Here is a 19,092-nt window from a genome sequence, read left to right as displayed (position 1 = left end):
GTGGTTGCATGGCACGGGCGCCCGGCGCCCCGCCGGCACGGCACCCCCACCGTGCCGCCCCGATCCCTGAGGAGAGCTCCATGAGTCACCACGTTCCCGGCACCACCGCGCGCCCCGGCGCCGACGCGGCCGACAGCACCGCCCACGACGGCGCCGCCCCCGGCACGGCGGGCCTCGCGGCGCCCGTGCCCGTCGCCGCGCGCAAGGACACCGTGCCCGCCGGCGCCCCGGAGGCCGCGTCCGCGCCGGCCCAATGGGCCGCCGAGTTCGCCGGGACGGCGCTGCTGGTCTTCGCCGGGCTGGGCACGGGCATGTTCGCCACCGAGGTCATCGACTCCGCGCTCGGCTTCGGGCTCGGCCTGGTCGCCGCGATCGTCGCCTTCGGGCACGTCTCCGGGGGGCACTTCAACCCCGCGGTGACGCTCGCCGCGGTCGTGGCCGGGCGCACGCCCGCGCGGGCCGCGATCGGCTACGTGGTGGCCCAGGTGCTCGGCGCCCTGGCCGCGGCCGGCGTGCTGTGGGCGGTGCTCATCAGCCTGCTCGACTCCTCGACCACCGCGCAGGTCCTCGGCGCGGTCTCCAACGGCTTCGGGGAGAACTCCACCTCCCAGGCCGGGTGGACCACCGTGCTGCTCGTCGAGTTCGTGGCGACCGCCCTGTTCGCCCTCGTGGTCCTGGGCTCCACCGCGCCGCGGGCCAACGCAATGCTCGCCCCCGTGGCCATCGGTGCGGCCCTCGCGTTCCTGCTCACGATCACCGCGCCGTTCGACGGCGGGTCGCTGAACCCCGCCCGCTCGACCGGCGCCGCCGTGGTCGCCGGCGCCGGCCACCTGGGCCAGCTGTGGCTGTTCTGGGTGGCCCCGCTGCTCGGCGGCCTCGTGGCCGGTCTGGTCCACCGCTCGGCGACGCTCTCCCGGCCGCGCCGCGGCGCCGGGGCGCCCGCCGCGGAGGAGGACGCCCCGGCCGCGGAGGCGACGCCCGCCGCGTCCGCCGCGCCGGTCCGGGAGCGGTGAGCCCGCGGCCCTGCCGGGTCCGGCAGGGCCGCCGGGTCCTCCGCCCGCCGCGGGGGGCCGTCGCTTTCCGTCATCCTCCGGGCGGCGGGGCTAGGCTGGTCCGTGCCCGGCCGCCGTCGGGAGGATGCGGAGGTACCTCGTGAGCAGTGCGCGCGCCGCCGAGCCCCTCGGGGGTTTCAGCACGGCCGCCCGCTCGCCCCTGGCCGACTCCCGGGAGCTCGCCGCCGTCAGCGGCGCGCTGTACCCCGTGCTGACCCTGCTCGTGCGGCTGCCCCAGACCATGGTGCCTCTCGGCGTGCTGACCACGGTGGCGCTGATCTCCGGGTCCCCGGCCCTGGGCGCCTTCTGCGCCGCCGCCGTGACGTTCGGCTCGGCGGTGTGCGGGCTGGCCATGGGCGCGGCCGCCTCGTGGCGCCGGCGCCAGCTCGGCCTGGTGCTGCTCACCCTCGTGAACCCGCTGGTGGTGTGGTGGCTCGTGCGCCGGCTCCCGGACCTCGCCGCCGACCCCGGGGCGGCCCCCGCCCAGCTGGTGCTCCCGTGCCTGCTCGCCGGGCTCGTGCTGCCGCAGATGGGCGTGGCGTGCCGGCTGCGCTGGTGGTCCCTGCTGCGCCGGGACTCCCGGGAGGACCTCTTCGACACCGCGCTGCGCCACGAGAGCGTCATGGACTCGCTGGCCACCGTCCTGGCGGCCGCGGTGACCGGGCTCGTGGCCGTGACCCTCGGGCCGGTGGCCGTGCTGGTGCTCGCGGCCACCCTGACCCTCGTGGGCACCACCGTGTTCCTGCTGCACTGCTCGGCCCGCCTGCCGCGGGGGCTCATCCACTTCCTGCCGCCCGTCGCGGCCGCACCGAACCGGGCGGCCCGCAATCGCCGCCGCCGGGCGCGGCAGCTCCGGCTGCTCCCCGTGCTGGGGATGGGGGCGCTGGGGGCCCTCGTGGGGTCGACCCTGGGAGCGGTCCTCGTCTTCGCGACCGCCGTGGACGCGGTGGTCTCGGTCAGCTGGCTGTACGCGGTCTCGGGGTTCACCTCGGCGCTGGCCGCGGTGGCCGCGTCCGCCCGCACCGAGGAGCTGCGGCTGTGGAACCGCTGGGTGGCGGCGGCCGCCGGGGCCGTGCTCGCCGCGATGCTCCTGACCATCCCGGACGACTCCGCGGGGATGGTGGTCGTGCTGGCGCTGGCCGGGCTGACCACCGGACCGTGCCTGGTGGCGGTCTACGAGATCGCCCGGCTCGTGGCCCCGAGCTCCCGGGTCACGGCCCTGACCACCGTCATGACCGCGGTGATGAGCGTGGGCCTGACCGGGGGGCTCGCCCTGTCCGGGTGGTGGGGGGAGTCCTGGGGCTACCGGAGCGCCGCACTGGTGCCGGTGCTCTCCGCGGCGGTCCTGCTGGCCACGGCCCTGACCTTCGTGCACCGCTGGCGGCGCATCGGTCCCGTGGACCTCTGAGCCCACCGGACCCGGGACCGTACCGGCCGGGGGCACCGCCGTCCCGGGCCACCCGCCGGGCCCGGAGGCCGCGGCGGGTGGCCCGGGGGCGCGGTCAGTGGCCCCGGTCGATCCACTCCTGCAGGTGCGGGGCCTCCGCGCCGATCGTGGTGGTGTCGCCGTGGCCGGTGAGCACCTCCGTGGACTCGGGCAGCGTCAGCAGCCGCTCGCGGATGGAGTCCACGATCGTGGGGAAGTCCGACCAGGACCGGCCGGTGGCGCCGGGGCCGCCCTGGAAGAGGGTGTCCCCGGAGAACAGCACCCCGCCCTCGCCCAGTCCCGGCGCCCAGAAGCACACGGACCCGGGGGAGTGGCCCGGGGTGTGCAGCGCGGTGAGGGTCGTCCCCGCCACGGTGAACTCGTCCCCGTCGGCGATCGCCGCGTCGAAGGGCGTCTTCGGGTAGACCTGCTCCCACAGCACCGTGTCCTCCGGGTGCAGGTGGATCGTCCCGCCCACCTGCCCGGCCACCTCCTTGACGGAGCGGATGTGGTCGTCGTGGGCGTGGGTGAGCAGGACCGCGGTCACCGTGCGCCCGGCGACGGCCTCCACCACCGCGGCGGGATCGTGGGCCGGGTCGATCACCACGCACTCGTCGTCGTCGCCCACGATCCACACGTTGTTCTCGACGTCCCAGGTCCCGCCGTCGAGGGAGAACGTCCCGGAAGTGACCAGCCGGTCGATGCGGGCCCGGCCGGCGCCCTCGGCGGGCCGCACCGGGACGGCGCCGCGGTCGGCGGGGTGGGCGCGCTCCCGGTCGGGCAGGGCCTCGCCGTCGTGGCCGTCGACGGCGCTCATCGGTCGAGCTCCACGACGGAGCGCAGCACCTTGCCGGCGGTCATCCGCTCGAAGGCGGGCTCGACGTCCTCGATCCCGATCCGTTCGGTGACGAAGCCGTCGAGGTCCAGCCGGCCCAGCCGGTACTGGTCCACGAGCATCGGGAAGTCCCGGTTCGGCAGGGTGTCGCCGTACCAGGCGGACTTGATGGACCCGCCGCGGCCGAAGACCTCGTCCAGCGGGATCTCCCAGGTGGTGCCGGGGGCGGGCACGCCCACCAGGACCAGCCGTCCGGCGAGATCGCGGGCCTCGAAGGCCTGCTGGAAGGTCGCGGCGACGCCCACGGCGTCGACCACGACGTCGGCGCCGTGCCCGCCCGTGAGCTCCTGGATCGCCGCGACGGGGTCCTGCTCCTTCGAGTTCACCGTGTGGGTGGCGCCGAAAGTCTGCGCCGTGGCGAGCTTCTCGTCGTCGAGGTCCACGGCGATGATCGTGGTGGCCCCGGCGAGCTGGGCCCCGGCGATCGCCGCGGTGCCGACGCCGCCGCAGCCGATCACGGCCACGGACTCCCCGCGCCGGACGTTCGCGGTGTTGAGGACGGCGCCGATGCCGGCCATCACCCCGCAGCCGAGCAGCCCGACCGCGGCGTACTGGTGGTCCTCGAGCTCGCCCTCGATCTTGGTGCACTGCCCGGCCGCGACCAGGGTCTTCTCGGCGAACGCCCCGATGCCCAGGGCGGGGGAGAGCTCCGTGCCGTCGGCGAGCGTCATCTTCTGGGTGGCGTTGTGGGTGGCGAAGCAGTACCAGGGCTCGCCCCTGCGGCAGGCCCGGCACTCCCCGCACACGGCGCGCCAGTTGAGGATGACCTTGTCCCCGACGGCGACCTCGGTGACGCCCTCGCCGACCGCGGCGACCACGCCGGAGGCCTCGTGGCCGAGCAGGTAGGGGTAGTCGTCGCCCACGGCCCCGACCTTGTAGTGCAGGTCGGTCTGGCAGACCCCGCAGGTGAGGACGTCCACGAGCGCCTCCCCGGGCCCGGGGTCCGGGACGAGGATCGTCTCGAGGGTGGCTGGTGCGTTCTTCGCCGTGACGACGACGGCTCTGACCTCGTGCATGAGTGGGACCTTCCTGCGGACGACGTGACGGTTCCGGTCCGGAACACCGCTCCCCAGTCTAGGGAAGGACGCCGGGGGCGCGCGGTGCGGCGCCGGAGCGCGGCGGCCGCGGCCCGGGCACGACGAAGCGGCGGACCCGTGGATCAGCACCACGGGCCCGCCGCTGGGGTCGGCCGTCAGCTCCTGCCGGAGGCCTTGCCGGCGTTTTTCCCGGAGCCGTCCGAGGAGTCGTCCGAGGAGTAGTCGAGGTGCTCGTGCTCGAGGCGCAGCTTCCGGCCCTGGTCCACGAGCTTCTCCTCCTTCTTGTCCTTCTTGTCGACCTGGCGGGTGTCGCGCGGCGGGAGCTGGATGGTCTCCTCGGCCTTGATCCCGCCCTGCAGCTGGCGGCCGCGCTCCACCTCGGCGTCGATCTCCGCGCCCAAAAGCAGCACGTTGTTGATGATCCACAGACCGAGCAGCAGGACGATGACGGAGCCGATGATGCCGTAGGTGGCGTTGTAGGACGCGAAGTTGCTCACGTACCAGGTGAAGGCCAGCGCGGCCACGGCCGCCACGACGAGGGCGACGATCGAGCCCATGCTGATCCAGCGGAACTTGGGCTGCTGGACGTTGGGGGTGAAGTAGTAGAGCACCGCGATGAGCAGGACGGCGAGGATCACGACGACCGGCCACTTGGCGATGTTCCACACCGTCACGGCCGTGGTGCCGAGCCCCACGAGGTCGCCCACCCACTGGGCGATGCCGCCGGAGATCAGCACCATGAGCATGATGAGCACCACGATGAGGACCAGCATCAGCGTGACGAGGAGGTTCATGGGCCGCAGCTTCCAGATGGGCCGGCCCTCCTCGACCTCGTAGATGCGGTTCATGGCCCGGCCGAAGGCCCCCGTGTAGCCGGAGGCGGTCCACAGCGCGCCGACGATGCCGACGACCAGGGCGAGCCCGGCGCCGGTGCCGGAGGTGAGGTTGTTGATGGGATCCTCGAGCAGGGTCACGAGCTCGGGCGGGGCCGCGCCCTCGAGGAACCCGGTGATCGCCTGGGTGGTGGCCTGCCCCTGGCCGAACACGCCGAGCAGGGACACGATGGCGAGCAGCGCGGGGAAGAGGGAGAGCACCGCGAAGTACGTCAGGGACGCGGCGAGGTCGGTGCAGTCGTCCTTGGAGAACTCGGAGAGCGCGCGTTTGACGACGTAGCCCCACGAGGGCTTGCTGATCTCGGTGGGACTGTCCGGCTTGCGGGGGTCCTCGGGATCCGGTGCGGTGCGCTCCTTGGAGCGGCTGTCCTGGGTGGTGTCCTGGGCCATGCTGCGTCCTTCGCGGTCGGCCGCCGGGTGCAGCGCGCGGGCTCCGGCCGGCGGCGGGGCGTGTGGGGGATGTCTCGTGGATCAGTGTACTGATGAATCGCCCCCGTGGGCGACAATGGAACGGACGGGCCGCCGGTCCGTCCGCACATTCCCCCCGACCAGGAGGCCCTTCGTGCCCACCACCCGGCGCACCGTTTCCGCAGAGGTCGACTTCGCGTCGGAGACCGACCACCTGGCGGTGTTCTCCCTCGCCGCCGCCCGCCCCGGCGGAGGCGCCCGCCCCGGCGAGCACCTGAGCCTGCGCGTGGACGGGACCGAGGTCGCGCTCGAGGAGGCGGAGGACCTGCACGGCACGCGGCTGCACCTGGCCCGGGTGCCGGGCGGCACGCAGTGCACGGTGTCCTATGCCCTGGAGCTGGACGGCCCGGCGGGGTCACCGCCTCCGGCGGAGCCGGTCGACTTCGTCCGCTACACCCGGCCCAGCCGGTTCTGCCCCTTCGACGAGATGGCCGGCACCCCCGACGCCCTCTTCCCCGGGGCCCGCGGCGGCGGCTACGAGACGCTCCAGCGGGTGCGGGACTGGGTGCACGAGCGCCTGGACTACGTGGTCGGCTCCTCGACGGCCACCGACACCGCGGTGCACACGTTCCTCACCCGGCAGGGCGTGTGCCGGGACTACGCCCACCTGCTCATCACCCTGCTGCGGGGACTCGGGGTGCCGGCGCGGCTCGCGTCGGTCTACGCGCCCGGGCTGTCCCCCATGGACTTCCACGCGGTGGTCGAGGCCTGGCACGACGGCGCCTGGTACGTCCTCGACGCCACCGGGCTCGCCCCGCGCACGGAGTTCGTGCGCATCGCCACGGGCGCCGACGCCTCCGAGACGGCGTTCCTGACCACGCTCCAGGGGGAGATCACGCTGGGCGGGATGCGGGTGTCCGCGGAGTCCTCCGTCCCCGGCCGCGAGGACCCGGGAGCCAGGGTCGTCCTCCCGCTGTAGTGCCGCGGGGAGCCCGGCTCAGAGCTCGTTGACGGCTTCCCGCAGGCGGTCGGCGAGCCGGGTCAGGATGCGCAGCTCCTCCGGGTCCAGGCCCGCGGACATCAGCTCGTGCACGTGCACCCGGAACTGCTCGGCGATCTGCACCTGCATCTGCCGGCCCCGGTCGGTCAGCCGGATCCGCAGCCCCCGCAGGTCCTGCGGGTCCTGCCAGCGGTGCACCAGCCCCTTGAGCTCGAGACGCTCCAGCATCCGGCTGAGGCTCGACTGGGTGAGCAGCACGTACTCGTTGAGCTCGTTGAGCCTCATGCCGGCCTCGTCGGAGCGGGAGAGGTTGAAGAGGACGTCGTACTCGCGGGCGGAGAGCTCCGCGAACTCGGGTTGGCGCTGGAGACGCCGCATGACCGTCACCTGGGCCCTGAAGAGGGCCTCCCAGGCGTCGGCGCTGTTCTGCACACGATCTGTTTCTCTGCGGGTCACAGGATAATGCTACGACCCGGTTACATCGGTGCGCCGGGCCCCGGTGTCCCCCCTTTCGGGGGATGCCTCCCGGGGGCTCCCCGCACGCCGCCCGCTCCACAGCACCGAATACCCCTGTGACCAGCGGTGATGATACCTTCTGCACCTTGCGGACGGGGAGTGACCGGGGTGCGCCCGCGAGTGTTTTCAGAAGCAAACGTCCACGAAAGAGCGCACGGTGACGAGTGTCACGTCACCTTCCGCGGGCGCCGCGCCCCGGGGCCGCGGCCAGCGCCGTGATCCGCTCCTCCCGGCGCCGGAGCCGTGCCTCCTTGCGCGCCTCCACGAGCCGGTACAGCACCGGCACGAGCACCAGGGTCAGCAGGGTCGAGGAGATCAGCCCGCCGATCACCACGACCGCCAGCGGCTGGGAGATGAAGCTGCCCTGCCCCGTGATCCCCAGCGCCATGGGCGTCATCGCCAGGATGGTCGCCAGGGCCGTCATCACGATGGGGCGCAGCCGGCGGGTCGCACCCTTCTCGATGGCCTCCTCCAGGTCCATGCGGTGCTCCCGGCCCCGGTACTGGTTGATGAGGTCGATCAGCACGACCGCGTTGGTCACCACGATGCCCACGAGCATCAGCACGCCCACCAGCGAGGCGAGGCCCAGCGGCACCCCGGAGGCCAGCAGCGCGAGCACCGCGCCCGTCGCCGCGAAGGGGATCGAGACCAGCAGGACCAGCGGCTGGACGAGGGACTTGAAGGTCGCCACGAGCACCACGTAGACGATCGCGATCGCGGCGAGCACGGCGAGGCCCAGCTGCCGGAACGTGGTCTCCTGCTCCGTGGCGGCCCCGCCCAGCTCGGCCGCCGCGCCCTGCGGCAGGTCCAGGCCCGCGAGCGCGTCCCGGACCTCCCCGCTCGTGGCACCGAGGTCGTCGCCGCCCGGGGTGACGGCCACGGTGGCGGTGCGCTGGTCGTTGCTCGAGGTGATGGTCTCGACCGTGAGCGCCTCCTCGACCTCGGCCAGCTCGTCGAGGCGGACGGTCCCGCCCGCGGCCGGCACCGGCAGGGCCCGCAGCGCCTCGAGGTCCTCGACGGCGCGGCCCTCGCCGATCGTCACCGCCACCGAGTCGGCGTCCAGGTCGATGGACCCGGCGGGGAGGGGGTTCACGGTGCCGGCGAGCGCCCCCGTGACCTGCTCCTCGCTCAGGCCGCGGGCGGCGGCGGCCGCCCGGTCGACCGTGACCACGACGGTGGGCTGGGTGGCGGCCAGGTTGCTCGTGACCTGCCCCGCGGAGTCGAGCCCCCGCATGGCCCGCACCACGGCGCCGTCGGCCTCCGCCAGCGTCGCCTGGTCCGTGGCGGTGACGGAGATCTCGACGTCGTTGCTCGTGAAGCCCTGGGCGCCCCGCACCGAGAACTCGCCGGCGCCGTCCAGCCGGTCCAGGCGCTCGCCGACGGTGCGGCGCAGCCGCTCCTGGTCGACCGCGGCGTCCGTCGTCACGGAGAACGTGGCGCTGTTGGTGCCGCTGCCCGGCAGGAACGCGGAGAAGCCGCCGCCGGGGCCCATGGTGACCTGGACGTCCTCGATGCCGTCGGTCCAGTCGAGCACCTCCTCGGCGCGGCCCGCCTGCTCGGAGGTCACCGCGAGCGCGGTGCCGGGCGGCAGGTCCTGCTCGATCGTCATGGTGTTCTGGCCCGTGTCCCCGAGCAGGTTGGTGGGCAGCACCGGCAGCAGGGCGGCCGTGCCGCCGAGGATCAGAACGCTCACCCCGAGGGTGGCCCACGGGTGGCGCTGCGTGCCGCGCAGGACCGGCAGGTAGCCCTGGGCCAGCCGGGGCGGCGTCCCGGCCGCGGGGCCGGGCGGGGGACCGGCCGTGCCGTCGGCCCAGGGGGCGGGGCGCCCCGCCGGCACCCGGCGGGCCCGCCGCGCGAGGCGGGGGTCCCGGAGGAACCAGAACGCCAGCACGGGCACGATGGTCAGGGACACCACGAGCGAGGACAGCAGCGCGATGGTGGTGGTCAGGGCGAAGGGCCGGAACAGCTCGCCGGTCACGTCCCCCACGAACGCGATGGGCACGAACACCGCGACCGTGATGAGGGTGGAGGCGGTGATCGCCCCCGCGACCTCGCGCACGGCGGTGAGGATGGCCCGGCGCTTCGCGTTGGCGGGGTCGGTGCTCAGGTCGACCGTCCCGTAGTGGCGCTTGATGTTCTCGATCACCACGATCGAGTCGTCCACGACCCGCCCCACGGACAGGGTGATGGCCGCGAGGGTCAGGAGGTTCAGTGAGTACCCCAGGGCGTTGATCCCGATGAACGTGGCGAGCAGGGACAGCGGGATGGAGATCGCGGTGACCAGGGTCGAGCGCAGCGACGCCAGGAACACCAGGATGACGAGCACGGCGAACGCGAGCCCCAGGAGGCCCTCGACCGTGAGGTCCTCGATCGACTGCTCGATGTAGGGGGCCTGGTCGAAGACCGCGGTGATCTCGGCGCCGTTGCCGAGGTCCTCCTCGAGCTCGGGGATCATCCCGCCGACCGCCTGGGAGATCCCGACCGTGTCCCCGTCCGGGGTCTTGGTGACGGACAGGGCGAGCGTCGGGGCCCCGTTGGTGCGGGTGATCGAGGTCTGCTCCTGCTCGGCGAGCTCCACGGCGGCCACGGCGCCCACCGTGGTGGGCTCGGCGCCGTCGGGCGCGTCCTCGGGGAGGGGCAGCGGGACGTTCTCCACGGCCTCGAGGGAGTCGAGCGGGGAGCCGGCCTGGACGGGCAGGGTCGTGGCCCCGTCGTCCACGGTGCCCACGGGCACCAGCCCGCCGCTCTCCTCCAGCGCGGTGCGGATGTCCGCGGGCGTGGCGCCCGCCCGGGCGAGGTCGGCGCGGTCCGGCAGGATCGAGACGACCTGCTCGGGGGCGCCGCTGACCTCGGCGGAGCGCACGCCCTCGATCCGCTGCAGGTCCGGGACCGTGAGCCGCTCCAGGTCGGCGGCGAGCGGGCTGAGGTCCTCGTCGGAGGACACGGCCAGGAAGACGATGGGGAAGTCGGCGACGGAGCCGGCGAACGCGGTGGGCTCGACGTCGTCGGGCAGCTGGGTGCGCACGTTGGAGATCGCCCGCTCCACCTGGTTGCGGGCCCGGTCCAGGTCCGTGCCGTACTCGAAGCCGAGCCGGATCTCGGACAGCCCGCTGCGCGAGGTGGAGGTCGAGCTCTCGAGGCCCTCCACGATGTTGAGCGCCCGCTCCAGGGGTCGGCCCACCTGCTCGTCGACGACCTCCGCGGACGCGCCGGGCATCGCCGAGACCACGCTGATGGCGGGGATCTCCAGGGACGGGATGAGCTCCTGCTTCATGGAGCGCATGCTGAGCACCCCGAAGAGGGCGACGAACAGCGTGATGAGCACGATCAGGGCGCGGTTGGCCATCGACGCGCGGGCGAGGAGAAACACTCGTGCTCCTTGTGGAGGGATGGGCGAGGGCGTCCCGGCCGGGCCGGGACGCACGCCCCTCAGCGTACCGCCGCCTGCCGACAGGTCGCCCGGGCCTCCCGGGCCGGGGGTCCGGGGCGGACCGGACGACGACGAGGCCCCGGACCGACCGGTCCGGGGCCTCGTCGCGCGGGCACCGCGGCGTGCGGCGCGGTGCCCGTCGGGGCGGTGTCAGTTGATGCCGAGCACCTGGGCGGTGCGGCCCATGACCTCGTCCGCGAGCTGCGGGTTGTCGTTGAGCTTCGCGCCGTAGGAGGGGATGAGCTCCTTGATCCGCGGCTCCCACCCGGACATCCGCGCCGGGAAGGACTTCGCCAGGAGGTTGAGCATGATGGGCACCGCGGTGGACGCGCCCGGGGAGGCCCCCAGCAGGCCGGCGATGGAGCCGTCCGCGGCGGTGATCAGCTCGGTCCCGAACTGGAGCACGCCGCCCTTCTGCTTGTCCCGCTTCATGACCTGCACGCGCTGGCCGGCCTCGATCAGCTCCCACTGCGAGCCGTCGGCGGTCGGGTAGAACTGCTGCAGCGCCTCGACCCGCTGGCTCTTGGACTTGGCCAGCTCGCTCAGCAGGTACTTCACGAGATCCAGGTTGGCCAGGCCCGCGCGGGTCATCGGGTAGAGGTTGTGCGGGCGCACGGACAGGGGCAGGTCCAGGTAGGACCCCTGCTTCAGGAAGTTGGGCTTGAACCCGCCGTAGGGGCCGAACAGCAGCGCGCGCCGCCCGTGCTCGTAGCGGGTGTCCAGGTGCGGGACGGACATGGGCGGGGCGCCCACGGAGGCCTGGCCGTAGACCTTGGCGTTGTGCTGGGCCGCCACGTCCTCGTCGGAGTTGCGCAGCCACAGGCCGGAGACCGGGAACCCGCCGTAGCCCTTGGCCTCCCGGATGCCGGACTTCTGCAGCAGCGGCAGGGCGCCGCCGCCGGCGCCCACGAACACGAACTTCGCGCGCACGAGCCGGTCGCCCTCGGTGTTGAGGCGGTTCTTGACCCTCGCCACCCAGGTGCCGTCGCCCTGCCGGTCGAGGTCCGTGACCTGCTGGCCGTAGCGCACCTCCCCGCCCCGGGCCTGCAGGTGGGCGACCTGCTGCCGGGTCAGCTCGCCGAAGTCGACGTCGGTGCCCTCGGGGGACCAGGAGGCCGCCACGCGACCCGCCCCGCGGCCGTGCATGGTCAGCGGCGCCCACTCCGCGATCTTCTCGCGGTCCTCGGTGTACTCCATGCGCTCGAAGAGCTTGTTCGGCTGCAGGGCCTCCCAGCGGCGGCGCAGGTAGTCGCTGTGCGCGTCGCCGAAGACGAGGGACATGTGCGGCACCGGGTTGATGAAGGAGCCGGGCTCGCGCAGCTTGCCCTCGGACACGAGGGAGGCCCAGAACTGGCGGGAGAGCTGGAACTGCTCGTTGATGCCGAGCGACTTCTCCGGGCTCACGGACCCGTCGGCGGCCTGGGGCGCGTAGTTGAGCTCGCAGAGCGCGGAGTGGCCGGTGCCGGCGTTGTTCCAGACGTTGGAGCTCTCCGCGCCCACCTGGTCGAGGCGCTCGAGCATCGTGATGTCCCACTGCGGCTCGAGCTCCTTGAGGAACACGCCGAGGGTGGCGCTCATGATGCCTCCGCCGATCAGGAGGACGTCGGTCGATTCCGTTGTCTGAGGTGATGTCACAGTCGATGCTCCCGTTGAACGCCCGGCGCTGCGCCGGTGAATGGTCGGGATCAGACTATCGCCACGCCCGGACGAACCCCGAATGCGGCCGGGCGCGCGCCGGGGCCGGTGATCAGGGCGCGGCGCCGAGGTCCACCCGGTTGAAGACCTCGTTGCCGGTGGAGCTCAGGGGGAAGGACGTCACGGAGTCCCCGACGGCGACCGCGGAGATCGGGTGGGCGAGCGGGACGGCGGGCAGCAGCCGCGAGACGCGGTTGTTGATCGACACGTACGCGCTCGAGCGGTCCTCGCCGTCGGGGAGCGCCGCCGCGCGGTTGACGGCGCCGAACAGTGACACGGCGTCCACGCCGAACTCCCCGCGGGGGGCGCCGAAGAGGGCGGCCGTGAAGTAGTCCGGGTCGCGGTAGCCGCCGTTGAGGCCGAGCAGGTGCAGGGCGTGGTCGCCCTCCGGGTCCTGGATCTGCTGCACGTAGCCGTCAGACCAGGCCACCGGGACGGGCTCGATCACGAACCCCGCCCGCACGAGCTGGGCCGCGATGTCGGCGTAGATCTTCTCGGGCTCCTGCATGTAGGTGCGGGAGGTGCCGCGGGGGTAGTAGAACCGCAGCGGCTCGCCGGCGTAGGAGGACGCCGCCAGCAGCTCGCGCGCCCGCTGCGGGTTGTAGGACGGGACCTGCAGGTCGGTCCCGTCCATCGCGAAGCGGGCGGGCAGGAACTGGTTCGCCACCCGAGTGCCGTCGGGGTAGTGCTCGCGCACGATCGCGCCGCGGTCCACGGCGGCGGCGATCGCCTCCCGCACCTCGGGGTCGTCCAGGGGCTCCACGTCCTGGTTGATGCCGAGGTAGGACACGGAGTACGGGTCGCGCTGGAGGACCTGCACGCCCTCGCGCGCGAGCGGGGCGAAGGAGTCCAGGCCCACCTGGTCGTAGCCGTCCACCTGGCCGAGGCGCAGCGCCACGTAGCGCAGCTCCGGCTCGGCGATCGTGCGGAACTCGAGCCGGCCGATGTCCCCGAGCTCGCCCCAGTAGTCGGGGTTCGCGACCAGCACCACGTTCGTCCCGTCCCCCGACTCGTAGCGGAAGGGGCCGGTGCCCACGGGGTGCGTCTCGTGCGTGCCGGCCGCCAGGGCCGCGGGGGACGCGATCCCGAACGCGGGCTGCGTCAGCGCCCGGAGCAGGGGCGTGTGCGGCGCGGTCAGCGAGAGCTCCACCGTGGACTCCGACGCCGCGGCGCACCCCGCGTAGAGGGGGTCGATGCCGGGGGCGCCGGTGCGCAGGACCGTGGCGAAGGGGGTCCGTGCCCCGTCGGCGGCGAGGGCCTCCCAGCGCTCGAAGTTCGCGCACACCGCCGCCGCGTCCAGGGCGGTGCCGTCGTGGAAGCGCACGTCCCGGCGCAGGTCGAAGATGTAGGTGAGCCCGTCCTCGGAGGTCTCCCATGACCGCGCCAGGGCCGGCACCGCCTCGCCCGTGGAGGGGTCGGCGGAGACGAGACCCTCGAGCATCTGGGCCCCGATCCGGGACGTCTCCAGGATGTTGACCGTGGCCGGGTCCAGGGTGGGGGCGGCGGCGGCGTTGGCGAACACGAACTCCCCGCTCGGCACGGACCGGGAGGCGGTGGGGGTGCCGGGTCCCTCGCCCGCAGGGGCGCACCCGCCGAGGGCGAGGAGCCCCGCGACGAGCGCGAGCGCGGCCGCGGTGCGGGGGGTTCGCCTGGGCGCCATGGGTCCTTCGCCGCCTCACCGGATCGGTCGTGGGTGTCGTCGTGGGCCGGCCCCGGGGCGTGCCCGGGGACGGCGGGGTGCGCGAGGCGGGACTCGAACCCGCACGCCGGTCAGGGCACAGGAACCTAAATCCTGCGTGTCTGCCAGTTCCACCACTCGCGCCGAAGGGCCCGTCCGGGCCCCCGCCCATCCTAGCCTCAGCCCTCCAGGCCGAGGTCGCGGCGCAGCTTCGCCACGTGGCCCGCGGCGCGCACGTTGTACTGCGCGAGCTCCACCTCGCCCTCAGGCCCGACCACCACGGTGGAGCGCACCAGGCCCTCGTAGGTCTTGCCGTAGTTCTTCTTCTCGCCCCAGGCGCCGTACGCCTCGGCGACCCGGTGGTCCGGGTCGGAGAGCAGCGGGAAGGTGAGGGACTCGGCCTCGGCGAACCGCGCGAGGGCCTCCGGGGAGTCCGGGGAGATGCCGAGCACGGCGAACCCGTCCGCGGCGAAGCGCTCCAGACTGTCGCGGAAGTCGCACGCCTGCGTGGTGCAGCCGGGGGTCGAGGCCTTCGGGTAGAAGTAGACGACCACCCGCCGCCCGCGGTGGTCGGCGAGGGAGACGGTCCCGCCCCGGGCGTCGGGCAGGGAGAAGTCGGGGGCCGGGCTGCCGGGTTCGAGACGTGCTGCCATGGGGATGTTCCTCCGTCGGGTCGGTGGTGCCGTCCGGGCCGGGCCCGGGCGTGGGTCCGGTGCCGCAGGACGGCCCCGGACCACGAACACTACCGGCGCGCGTCCCGGTGGTCCCGGCGGTCCCGGGGGAGCGCTCAGGACCGCCGCGGATCCGCCCGCGGAGAAATGCTCGTCAGTTTGCTTAGCATGGTGCTGTATTCCGTGGTGGAGGTCGGTAGACTGCTTTGCATGCCTTTCACCACTCAATGGCCGACCAACCGACTGCTCTCCACCGCGGCCCGGCTCGTGGAGCACGCGTGGAACGAGCGCCTGGCCACGCTCGGGGTGACCCACGCGGGCGTCATGGCGCTGGACGTGCTGAAGACGGCGGGGAGCATGACGCAGGCCCAGCTGGCGCACCGCGTCCGGGTGCAGGCCCAGACCATGGGCAAGACGCTGCACCGGCTCGAGCTGCACGGCCACGTCAACCGGTCCAAGAACGTCCACGACCGCCGCAGCCATCTCGTGTCGATCACCCCGGAGGGCCTGCGCATCCTCGAGGCCGCCACTCAGCTCGAGGACGAGCTGGTCGACCACGGGCTGCTCACGGACGAGAACCTGCGCCGCACGCTGGCCGACATCATCACCACGCTCGGCGGCGCCCGCTGGAAGCTGCGGGTCCAGCCGGACGGGACCGTCACGGACGCCGGGTCCGCCGACGCGACCACGCCCGAGCAGTCGCGCGACATCGCCGAGGCCGGCACGGCGGGGGACACCGCGTCCTGAGACGGCCGCGGCCCGCGGTCACGGCACGGGGCGAGTCGGCACGGGGGTCGAGGACGACTTCCGCACGAGGGCGCGCGAGGTCGCCGGACGGCGGCCTCCGGCGGGAGCACCCGGGGCACGACGACCCCGGGTTTTTTCGTGCCCGCGGCCCGTCCCACCCCGGGGACGACGAAGGACCCCACCGCGGTGCTCCGCGGTGGGGTCCTCCTGTGGTGCGCCCCCTCGGACTCGAACCGAGAACCCATTGATTAAGAGTCAATTGCTCTGCCAATTGAGCTAGAGGCGCTGGTGGTGCGGCAAGAACACTAGCACGATCCTGGCCCGGGGGCCGAATCGCGCCGGCCGGCTTCCGCCGGGTCCCGCCTCGCAACGAGAAAGTACTCTACCAGCTCGTCCCACCTTGTCCATTCCGCCGCCGCCGTCCGGACGGCGGCGGCGGATAGCATGGCGGTCATGCCCTCCGCACAGACCCCCGCGCCGTCCGCCCCGTCCGTCCCGCTCTCCGAGCTCCGCGTGGTCTCCCTGCCGGAGCAGGAGCTCGTGGACCACCTGAGCGTCCGCGTCCCGGGCTTCCGCTACGTCCTGTGGGACATGGCCGGGGACCCGGTCGGGGCCCGCGCCGACGAGATCGACGTGGCGGTGGCTCCGTACTTCACCGGCCGCTGGGTGGGGGCCCTGCCCGCCGCGACCCGCCTGCGGCTCGTGCAGCTGCAGAGCACCGGCTTCGACGGCGTGCCGGAGGCCATCGGGCCCGACCTCGCGCTCTCGACGGCGGGCTGGGTGCACGCCGCCGGGACCGCCGAGCTGGCCCTGGGGCTGATGATCGCCGCCCAGCGGGAGCTCGACCGTGCCGTCCTGCAGCAGCGCGACGGGATCTGGCGCCGCTTCGAGACTCGCACCCTGGCCGACAGCCGCGTCCTGGTGCTGGGCGTGGGCGAGATCGGCTCCGCCGTGGTCGACCGGCTGCTCCCCTTCGAGGTCGAGGTCACGAGGGTGGCCTCCCGGGCCCGCACCGACGAGCGCGGCCCCGTGCACGGCATCGACGAGCTGCCGGCCCTGCTGCCCGACGCCGACGTGCTCGTGGTGGCACTGCCCGCGAGCCCGGCGACCGACGGCCTCGTCGACGCCCGCGTGCTGTCCCTGCTGCCCGACGACGCCCTGGTGGTCAACGTGGGCCGCGGCCGGGTGGTCGACACCCCCGCGCTGACCGCGGAGGTCGTCTCCGGGCGGCTCCGCTGCGCCCTCGACGTCGTCGAGCCCGAGCCCTTCCCCGGCGACCACCCGCTGTTCCGTGCCCCCGGGGCGATCCTCACCCCGCACACCGGTGGTTCCTGCACGTCCTACCAGCCGCGCGTGCGGCGGCTGCTGCGGACCCAGCTCGAGCGCATCGCCGCGGGGGAGCGGCCCCTGTTCCTGCAGCAGGAGGGGCGGCTGGACGTCCCGGCGGAGGCGGAGGAGTGATCCGGACGTGCCGTGTCTCACATCGTGGGACACGGAGTCCGAAGATTGACACGTTCGGCCGGGCGGCAGAGCATGGGAGCATGCAACTCAGCCACGGTGTCGTCCAGCTCACGGTACGCGTCCTCGTCGGATGCGGGGCCTGAGCCGACGACCGGTCGAGCGCACGGGCCCTGTCGCACCTCCCGGTGCCGCGAGGGCCTTTTTTCTTGCCCGGCGCCCACGGCGGAGCGACAGTCGAGCCGGAACAGCAGCACCAGCCCAGAAGGCCAGACCAGAAGGACAGTGACATGAGCAAGGGACAGCCGATCAGCCCAGCGCTGATGGCCACCAAGCGCGCGGAGACCGCCGCTGACCACCGGCCCCCGGGGGCCCCGGAGAAGTCCGTCCCCGCCGTCCCGTCCGTCATGGGCCCGGGCAGCACGGTGGCCCCCACGGAGATGACCGGCTCCCAGGCCGTCATCCGGGCGCTGGAGGAGCTCGGCGTCACCGACGTCTTCGGCCTCCCCGGCGGCGCGATCCTGCCGACCTACGACCCGCTCCTGGACTCGGACCGGATCAACCACATCCTGGTCCGCCACGAGCAGGGCGCCGGCCACGCCGCCGAGGGCTACGCCCTCGCCTCGGGCCGCGTGGGCGTCTGCATCGCAACCTCCGGCCCCGGCGCCACGAACCTCGTCACCGCCCTCGCCGACGCGCACATGGACTCCATCCCCATGGTCGCGATCACCGGGCAGGTCTCGTCCAAGGTGATCGGCTCCGACGCCTTCCAGGAGGCGGACATCGTGGGGATGACGATGCCGGTCACCAAGCACTCCTACCTGGTGACGCACGCCGAGGACATCCCGCGGGTGCTCGCCGAGGCGTTCCACCTGGCCTCGACCGGGCGCCCGGGACCGGTGCTCGTGGACATCGCCAAGGACGCCCAGCAGGACACCATGACGTTCTCCTGGCCGCCCCGGATGGACCTGCCCGGCTACCGGCCCGTGACGCGCGGGCACGCCAAGCAGATCCGGGAGGCCGCCAAGCTCATCGCGGCGGCCCAGCGGCCCGTGCTCTACGTGGGCGGCGGGACGGTGCGCGCCGACGCGGCCGCCGAGCTCATGGAGCTGGCCGAGCTGACCGGCGCCCCCGTGGTGACCACGCTGACCGCCCGGGGCGTGTTCCCGGACTCCCACGAGCAGAACCTGGGGATGCCAGGGATGCACGGCACCGTCCCGGCGGTGTACTCGATGCAGCAGGCCGACCTGCTGGTGACCCTCGGCGCGCGCTTCGACGACCGCGTCACGGGCCACCTGGAGACCTTCGCCCCCACGGCCAAGATCATCCACGCGGACATCGACCCCGCCGAGATCTCCAAGAACCGCACCGCCGACGTCCCGATCGTCGGCGACGTCAGGGAGATCCTGCCGGACCTCGTGACCGCCGTGCGCCAGGAGTTCGAGCGCAGCGGCAGCCCCGACCTCTCCTCGTGGTGGACCGCGCTCAGCAGCCTGCAGGCCACCTACCCGCTGGGCTACCCCAAGCCGGCGGACGGGCTGGGCTCGCCGCAGCACGTCATCGAGCGGATCTCCGCCCTGACCGGCCCGGAGGCGGTCTACGTCTCCGGCGTGGGCCAGCACCAGATGTGGAGCTCCCACTTCGTCCGGTACGAGCGGCCCCGGCAGTGGCTGAACTCGGCCGGACTGGGGACCATGGGCTTCGCCGTGCCCGCCGCGATGGGCGCCAAGGTCTCCCAGCCCGACCGCGTGGTCTGGGCGATCGACGGCGACGGCTGCTTCCAGATGACCAACCAGGAGCTCGCCACCTGCACGATCAACAAGATCCCGATCAAGGTGGCGGTGATCAACAACTCCTCGCTGGGCATGGTGCGCCAGTGGCAGACCCTGTTCTACGACGGCCGGTACTCCAACACCGACCTGAACACGGGCCACGACAGCATCATGGTGCCGGACTTCGTCAAGCTCGCCGACGCCTACGGGTGCGCCGCCCTGCGCTGCACCCGGGACGAGGACGTGGACGACGTCATCCGGCAGGCCCTCGAGATCAACGACCGCCCCGTGGTGATCGACTTCGTGGTCTCCGCCGACGCGATGGTGTGGCCGATGGTGCCCACCGGCGTGTCCAACGACCAGATCCAGATCGCCCGCAACATGACCCCCGACTGGGACGAGGAGGACTGACCC

The 19,092-nt window shown here is 73.4% G+C and carries 14 protein-coding genes and 2 tRNA genes; 6 read left to right on the top strand and 10 right to left on the bottom strand.

The features are described 5' to 3' along the window. Nucleotides 1-80: 80 nt before the first annotated feature. Nucleotides 81-1,013 (top strand): aquaporin, encoded by a 933-nt coding sequence (locus RF644_RS13020; protein WP_368796813.1) that lies wholly within the window; start codon nucleotides 81-83, stop codon nucleotides 1,011-1,013. A gap of 139 nt (nucleotides 1,014-1,152) precedes the next feature. Further along, the gene (locus RF644_RS13015) at nucleotides 1,153-2,460 is read left to right on the top strand and encodes a hypothetical protein (protein WP_368796812.1); all 1,308 of its coding nucleotides are present in this window, start codon (nucleotides 1,153-1,155) and stop codon (nucleotides 2,458-2,460) included. Nucleotides 2,461-2,554: 94 nt separating this feature from the next. On the opposite strand, the gene RF644_RS13010 is transcribed toward RF644_RS13015, so the two are convergent. From RF644_RS13010 to RF644_RS13000, 3 genes are all read right to left on the bottom strand, one after another. Then, entirely contained in the window at nucleotides 2,555-3,295 is a 741-nt protein-coding gene (locus tag RF644_RS13010; RefSeq protein WP_241482894.1) for an MBL fold metallo-hydrolase, read from the bottom strand. Further along, nucleotides 3,292-4,389, bottom strand: coding sequence for an S-(hydroxymethyl)mycothiol dehydrogenase (locus tag RF644_RS13005; protein WP_368796811.1), 1,098 nt, complete (start codon nucleotides 4,387-4,389; stop codon nucleotides 3,292-3,294). Before RF644_RS13005 ends, RF644_RS13010 begins: the two co-directional genes overlap by 4 nt. Nucleotides 4,390-4,565: 176 nt before the next feature. Then, nucleotides 4,566-5,693, bottom strand: a complete 1,128-nt coding sequence (locus RF644_RS13000) for a YihY/virulence factor BrkB family protein (RefSeq protein ID WP_368796810.1) — start codon at nucleotides 5,691-5,693, stop codon at nucleotides 4,566-4,568. 172 nt (nucleotides 5,694-5,865) lie between these two features. Here RF644_RS13000 and RF644_RS12995 point away from each other — a divergent pair, with 172 nt between their 5' ends. Further along, on the top strand, nucleotides 5,866-6,690 hold the full coding sequence (locus tag RF644_RS12995; protein ID WP_368796809.1) for a transglutaminase family protein: 825 nt from the start codon (nucleotides 5,866-5,868) through the stop codon (nucleotides 6,688-6,690). Between the two features lie 18 nt (nucleotides 6,691-6,708). On the opposite strand, the gene RF644_RS12990 is transcribed toward RF644_RS12995, so the two are convergent. The 6 genes from RF644_RS12990 to bcp all read right to left on the bottom strand — a co-directional run bounded on the left by RF644_RS12990 (nucleotide 6,709) and on the right by bcp (nucleotide 14,683). Further along, nucleotides 6,709-7,143 carry a MarR family winged helix-turn-helix transcriptional regulator gene (locus RF644_RS12990; RefSeq protein ID WP_017833225.1) on the bottom strand — a complete coding sequence of 145 codons (435 nt, stop codon included), beginning with the start codon at nucleotides 7,141-7,143 and terminating at the stop codon, nucleotides 6,709-6,711. 256 nt (nucleotides 7,144-7,399) lie between these two features. Then, the gene (locus tag RF644_RS12985) at nucleotides 7,400-10,597 is read right to left on the bottom strand and encodes an efflux RND transporter permease subunit (protein ID WP_368796808.1); all 3,198 of its coding nucleotides are present in this window, start codon (nucleotides 10,595-10,597) and stop codon (nucleotides 7,400-7,402) included. A 210-nt stretch (nucleotides 10,598-10,807) separates the two neighbouring features. Continuing rightward, a complete protein-coding gene (locus RF644_RS12980) occupies nucleotides 10,808-12,292 on the bottom strand; it encodes a malate:quinone oxidoreductase (protein ID WP_368796807.1) in 1,485 nt (494 codons plus the stop codon). Between the two features lie 112 nt (nucleotides 12,293-12,404). Beyond that, nucleotides 12,405-14,012 carry an ABC transporter substrate-binding protein gene (locus RF644_RS12975; RefSeq protein WP_368796806.1) on the bottom strand — a complete coding sequence of 536 codons (1,608 nt, stop codon included), beginning with the start codon at nucleotides 14,010-14,012 and terminating at the stop codon, nucleotides 12,405-12,407. A 78-nt stretch (nucleotides 14,013-14,090) separates the two neighbouring features. Then, nucleotides 14,091-14,174, bottom strand: a tRNA-Leu gene (locus RF644_RS12970). A gap of 35 nt (nucleotides 14,175-14,209) precedes the next feature. After that, a complete protein-coding gene (gene bcp, locus RF644_RS12965) occupies nucleotides 14,210-14,683 on the bottom strand; it encodes a thioredoxin-dependent thiol peroxidase (protein WP_017833222.1) in 474 nt (157 codons plus the stop codon). 228 nt (nucleotides 14,684-14,911) lie between these two features. Between bcp and RF644_RS12960 the strand changes: the two genes are divergently transcribed. Further along, nucleotides 14,912-15,448: a MarR family winged helix-turn-helix transcriptional regulator gene (locus tag RF644_RS12960; RefSeq protein ID WP_017833221.1), complete on the top strand. Its 537-nt coding sequence runs from the start codon at nucleotides 14,912-14,914 to the stop codon at nucleotides 15,446-15,448. A 210-nt stretch (nucleotides 15,449-15,658) separates the two neighbouring features. Here the strand turns inward: RF644_RS12960 and RF644_RS12955 are convergent. After that, a tRNA-Lys gene (locus RF644_RS12955) sits at nucleotides 15,659-15,734 on the bottom strand. A 167-nt stretch (nucleotides 15,735-15,901) separates the two neighbouring features. On the opposite strand from RF644_RS12955, the gene RF644_RS12950 reads away from it, so the two are divergent. Then, a complete protein-coding gene (locus RF644_RS12950) occupies nucleotides 15,902-16,909 on the top strand; it encodes an NAD(P)-dependent oxidoreductase (protein ID WP_368796805.1) in 1,008 nt (335 codons plus the stop codon). Nucleotides 16,910-17,196: 287 nt separating this feature from the next. Further along, nucleotides 17,197-19,089 (top strand): acetolactate synthase large subunit, encoded by a 1,893-nt coding sequence (locus RF644_RS12945; RefSeq protein WP_368796804.1) that lies wholly within the window; start codon nucleotides 17,197-17,199, stop codon nucleotides 19,087-19,089. The last annotated feature ends 3 nt before the right edge of the window (nucleotides 19,090-19,092 follow it).

The organism is Kocuria sp. CPCC 205258, assembly GCF_040981005.1.
Lineage (GTDB): Bacteria > Actinomycetota > Actinomycetes > Actinomycetales > Micrococcaceae > Kocuria > Kocuria rosea.
This window is presented reverse-complemented; position numbering and strand designations above follow the sequence as displayed.

Coding starts and splice junctions, on each gene's coding strand:
- RF644_RS13000 (WP_368796810.1), bottom strand. CDS start 5,693: ATGGCCCAGGACACCACCCAGGACAGCCGCTCCAAGGAGCGCACCGCA.
- RF644_RS12945 (WP_368796804.1), top strand. CDS start 17,197: ATGAGCAAGGGACAGCCGATCAGCCCAGCGCTGATGGCCACCAAGCGC.
- bcp (WP_017833222.1), bottom strand. CDS start 14,683: ATGGCAGCACGTCTCGAACCCGGCAGCCCGGCCCCCGACTTCTCCCTG.
- RF644_RS12975 (WP_368796806.1), bottom strand. CDS start 14,012: ATGGCGCCCAGGCGAACCCCCCGCACCGCGGCCGCGCTCGCGCTCGTC.
- RF644_RS12950 (WP_368796805.1), top strand. CDS start 15,902: ATGCCCTCCGCACAGACCCCCGCGCCGTCCGCCCCGTCCGTCCCGCTC.
- RF644_RS13010 (WP_241482894.1), bottom strand. CDS start 3,295: ATGAGCGCCGTCGACGGCCACGACGGCGAGGCCCTGCCCGACCGGGAG.
- RF644_RS13020 (WP_368796813.1), top strand. CDS start 81: ATGAGTCACCACGTTCCCGGCACCACCGCGCGCCCCGGCGCCGACGCG.
- RF644_RS12960 (WP_017833221.1), top strand. CDS start 14,912: ATGCCTTTCACCACTCAATGGCCGACCAACCGACTGCTCTCCACCGCG.
- RF644_RS13005 (WP_368796811.1), bottom strand. CDS start 4,389: ATGCACGAGGTCAGAGCCGTCGTCGTCACGGCGAAGAACGCACCAGCC.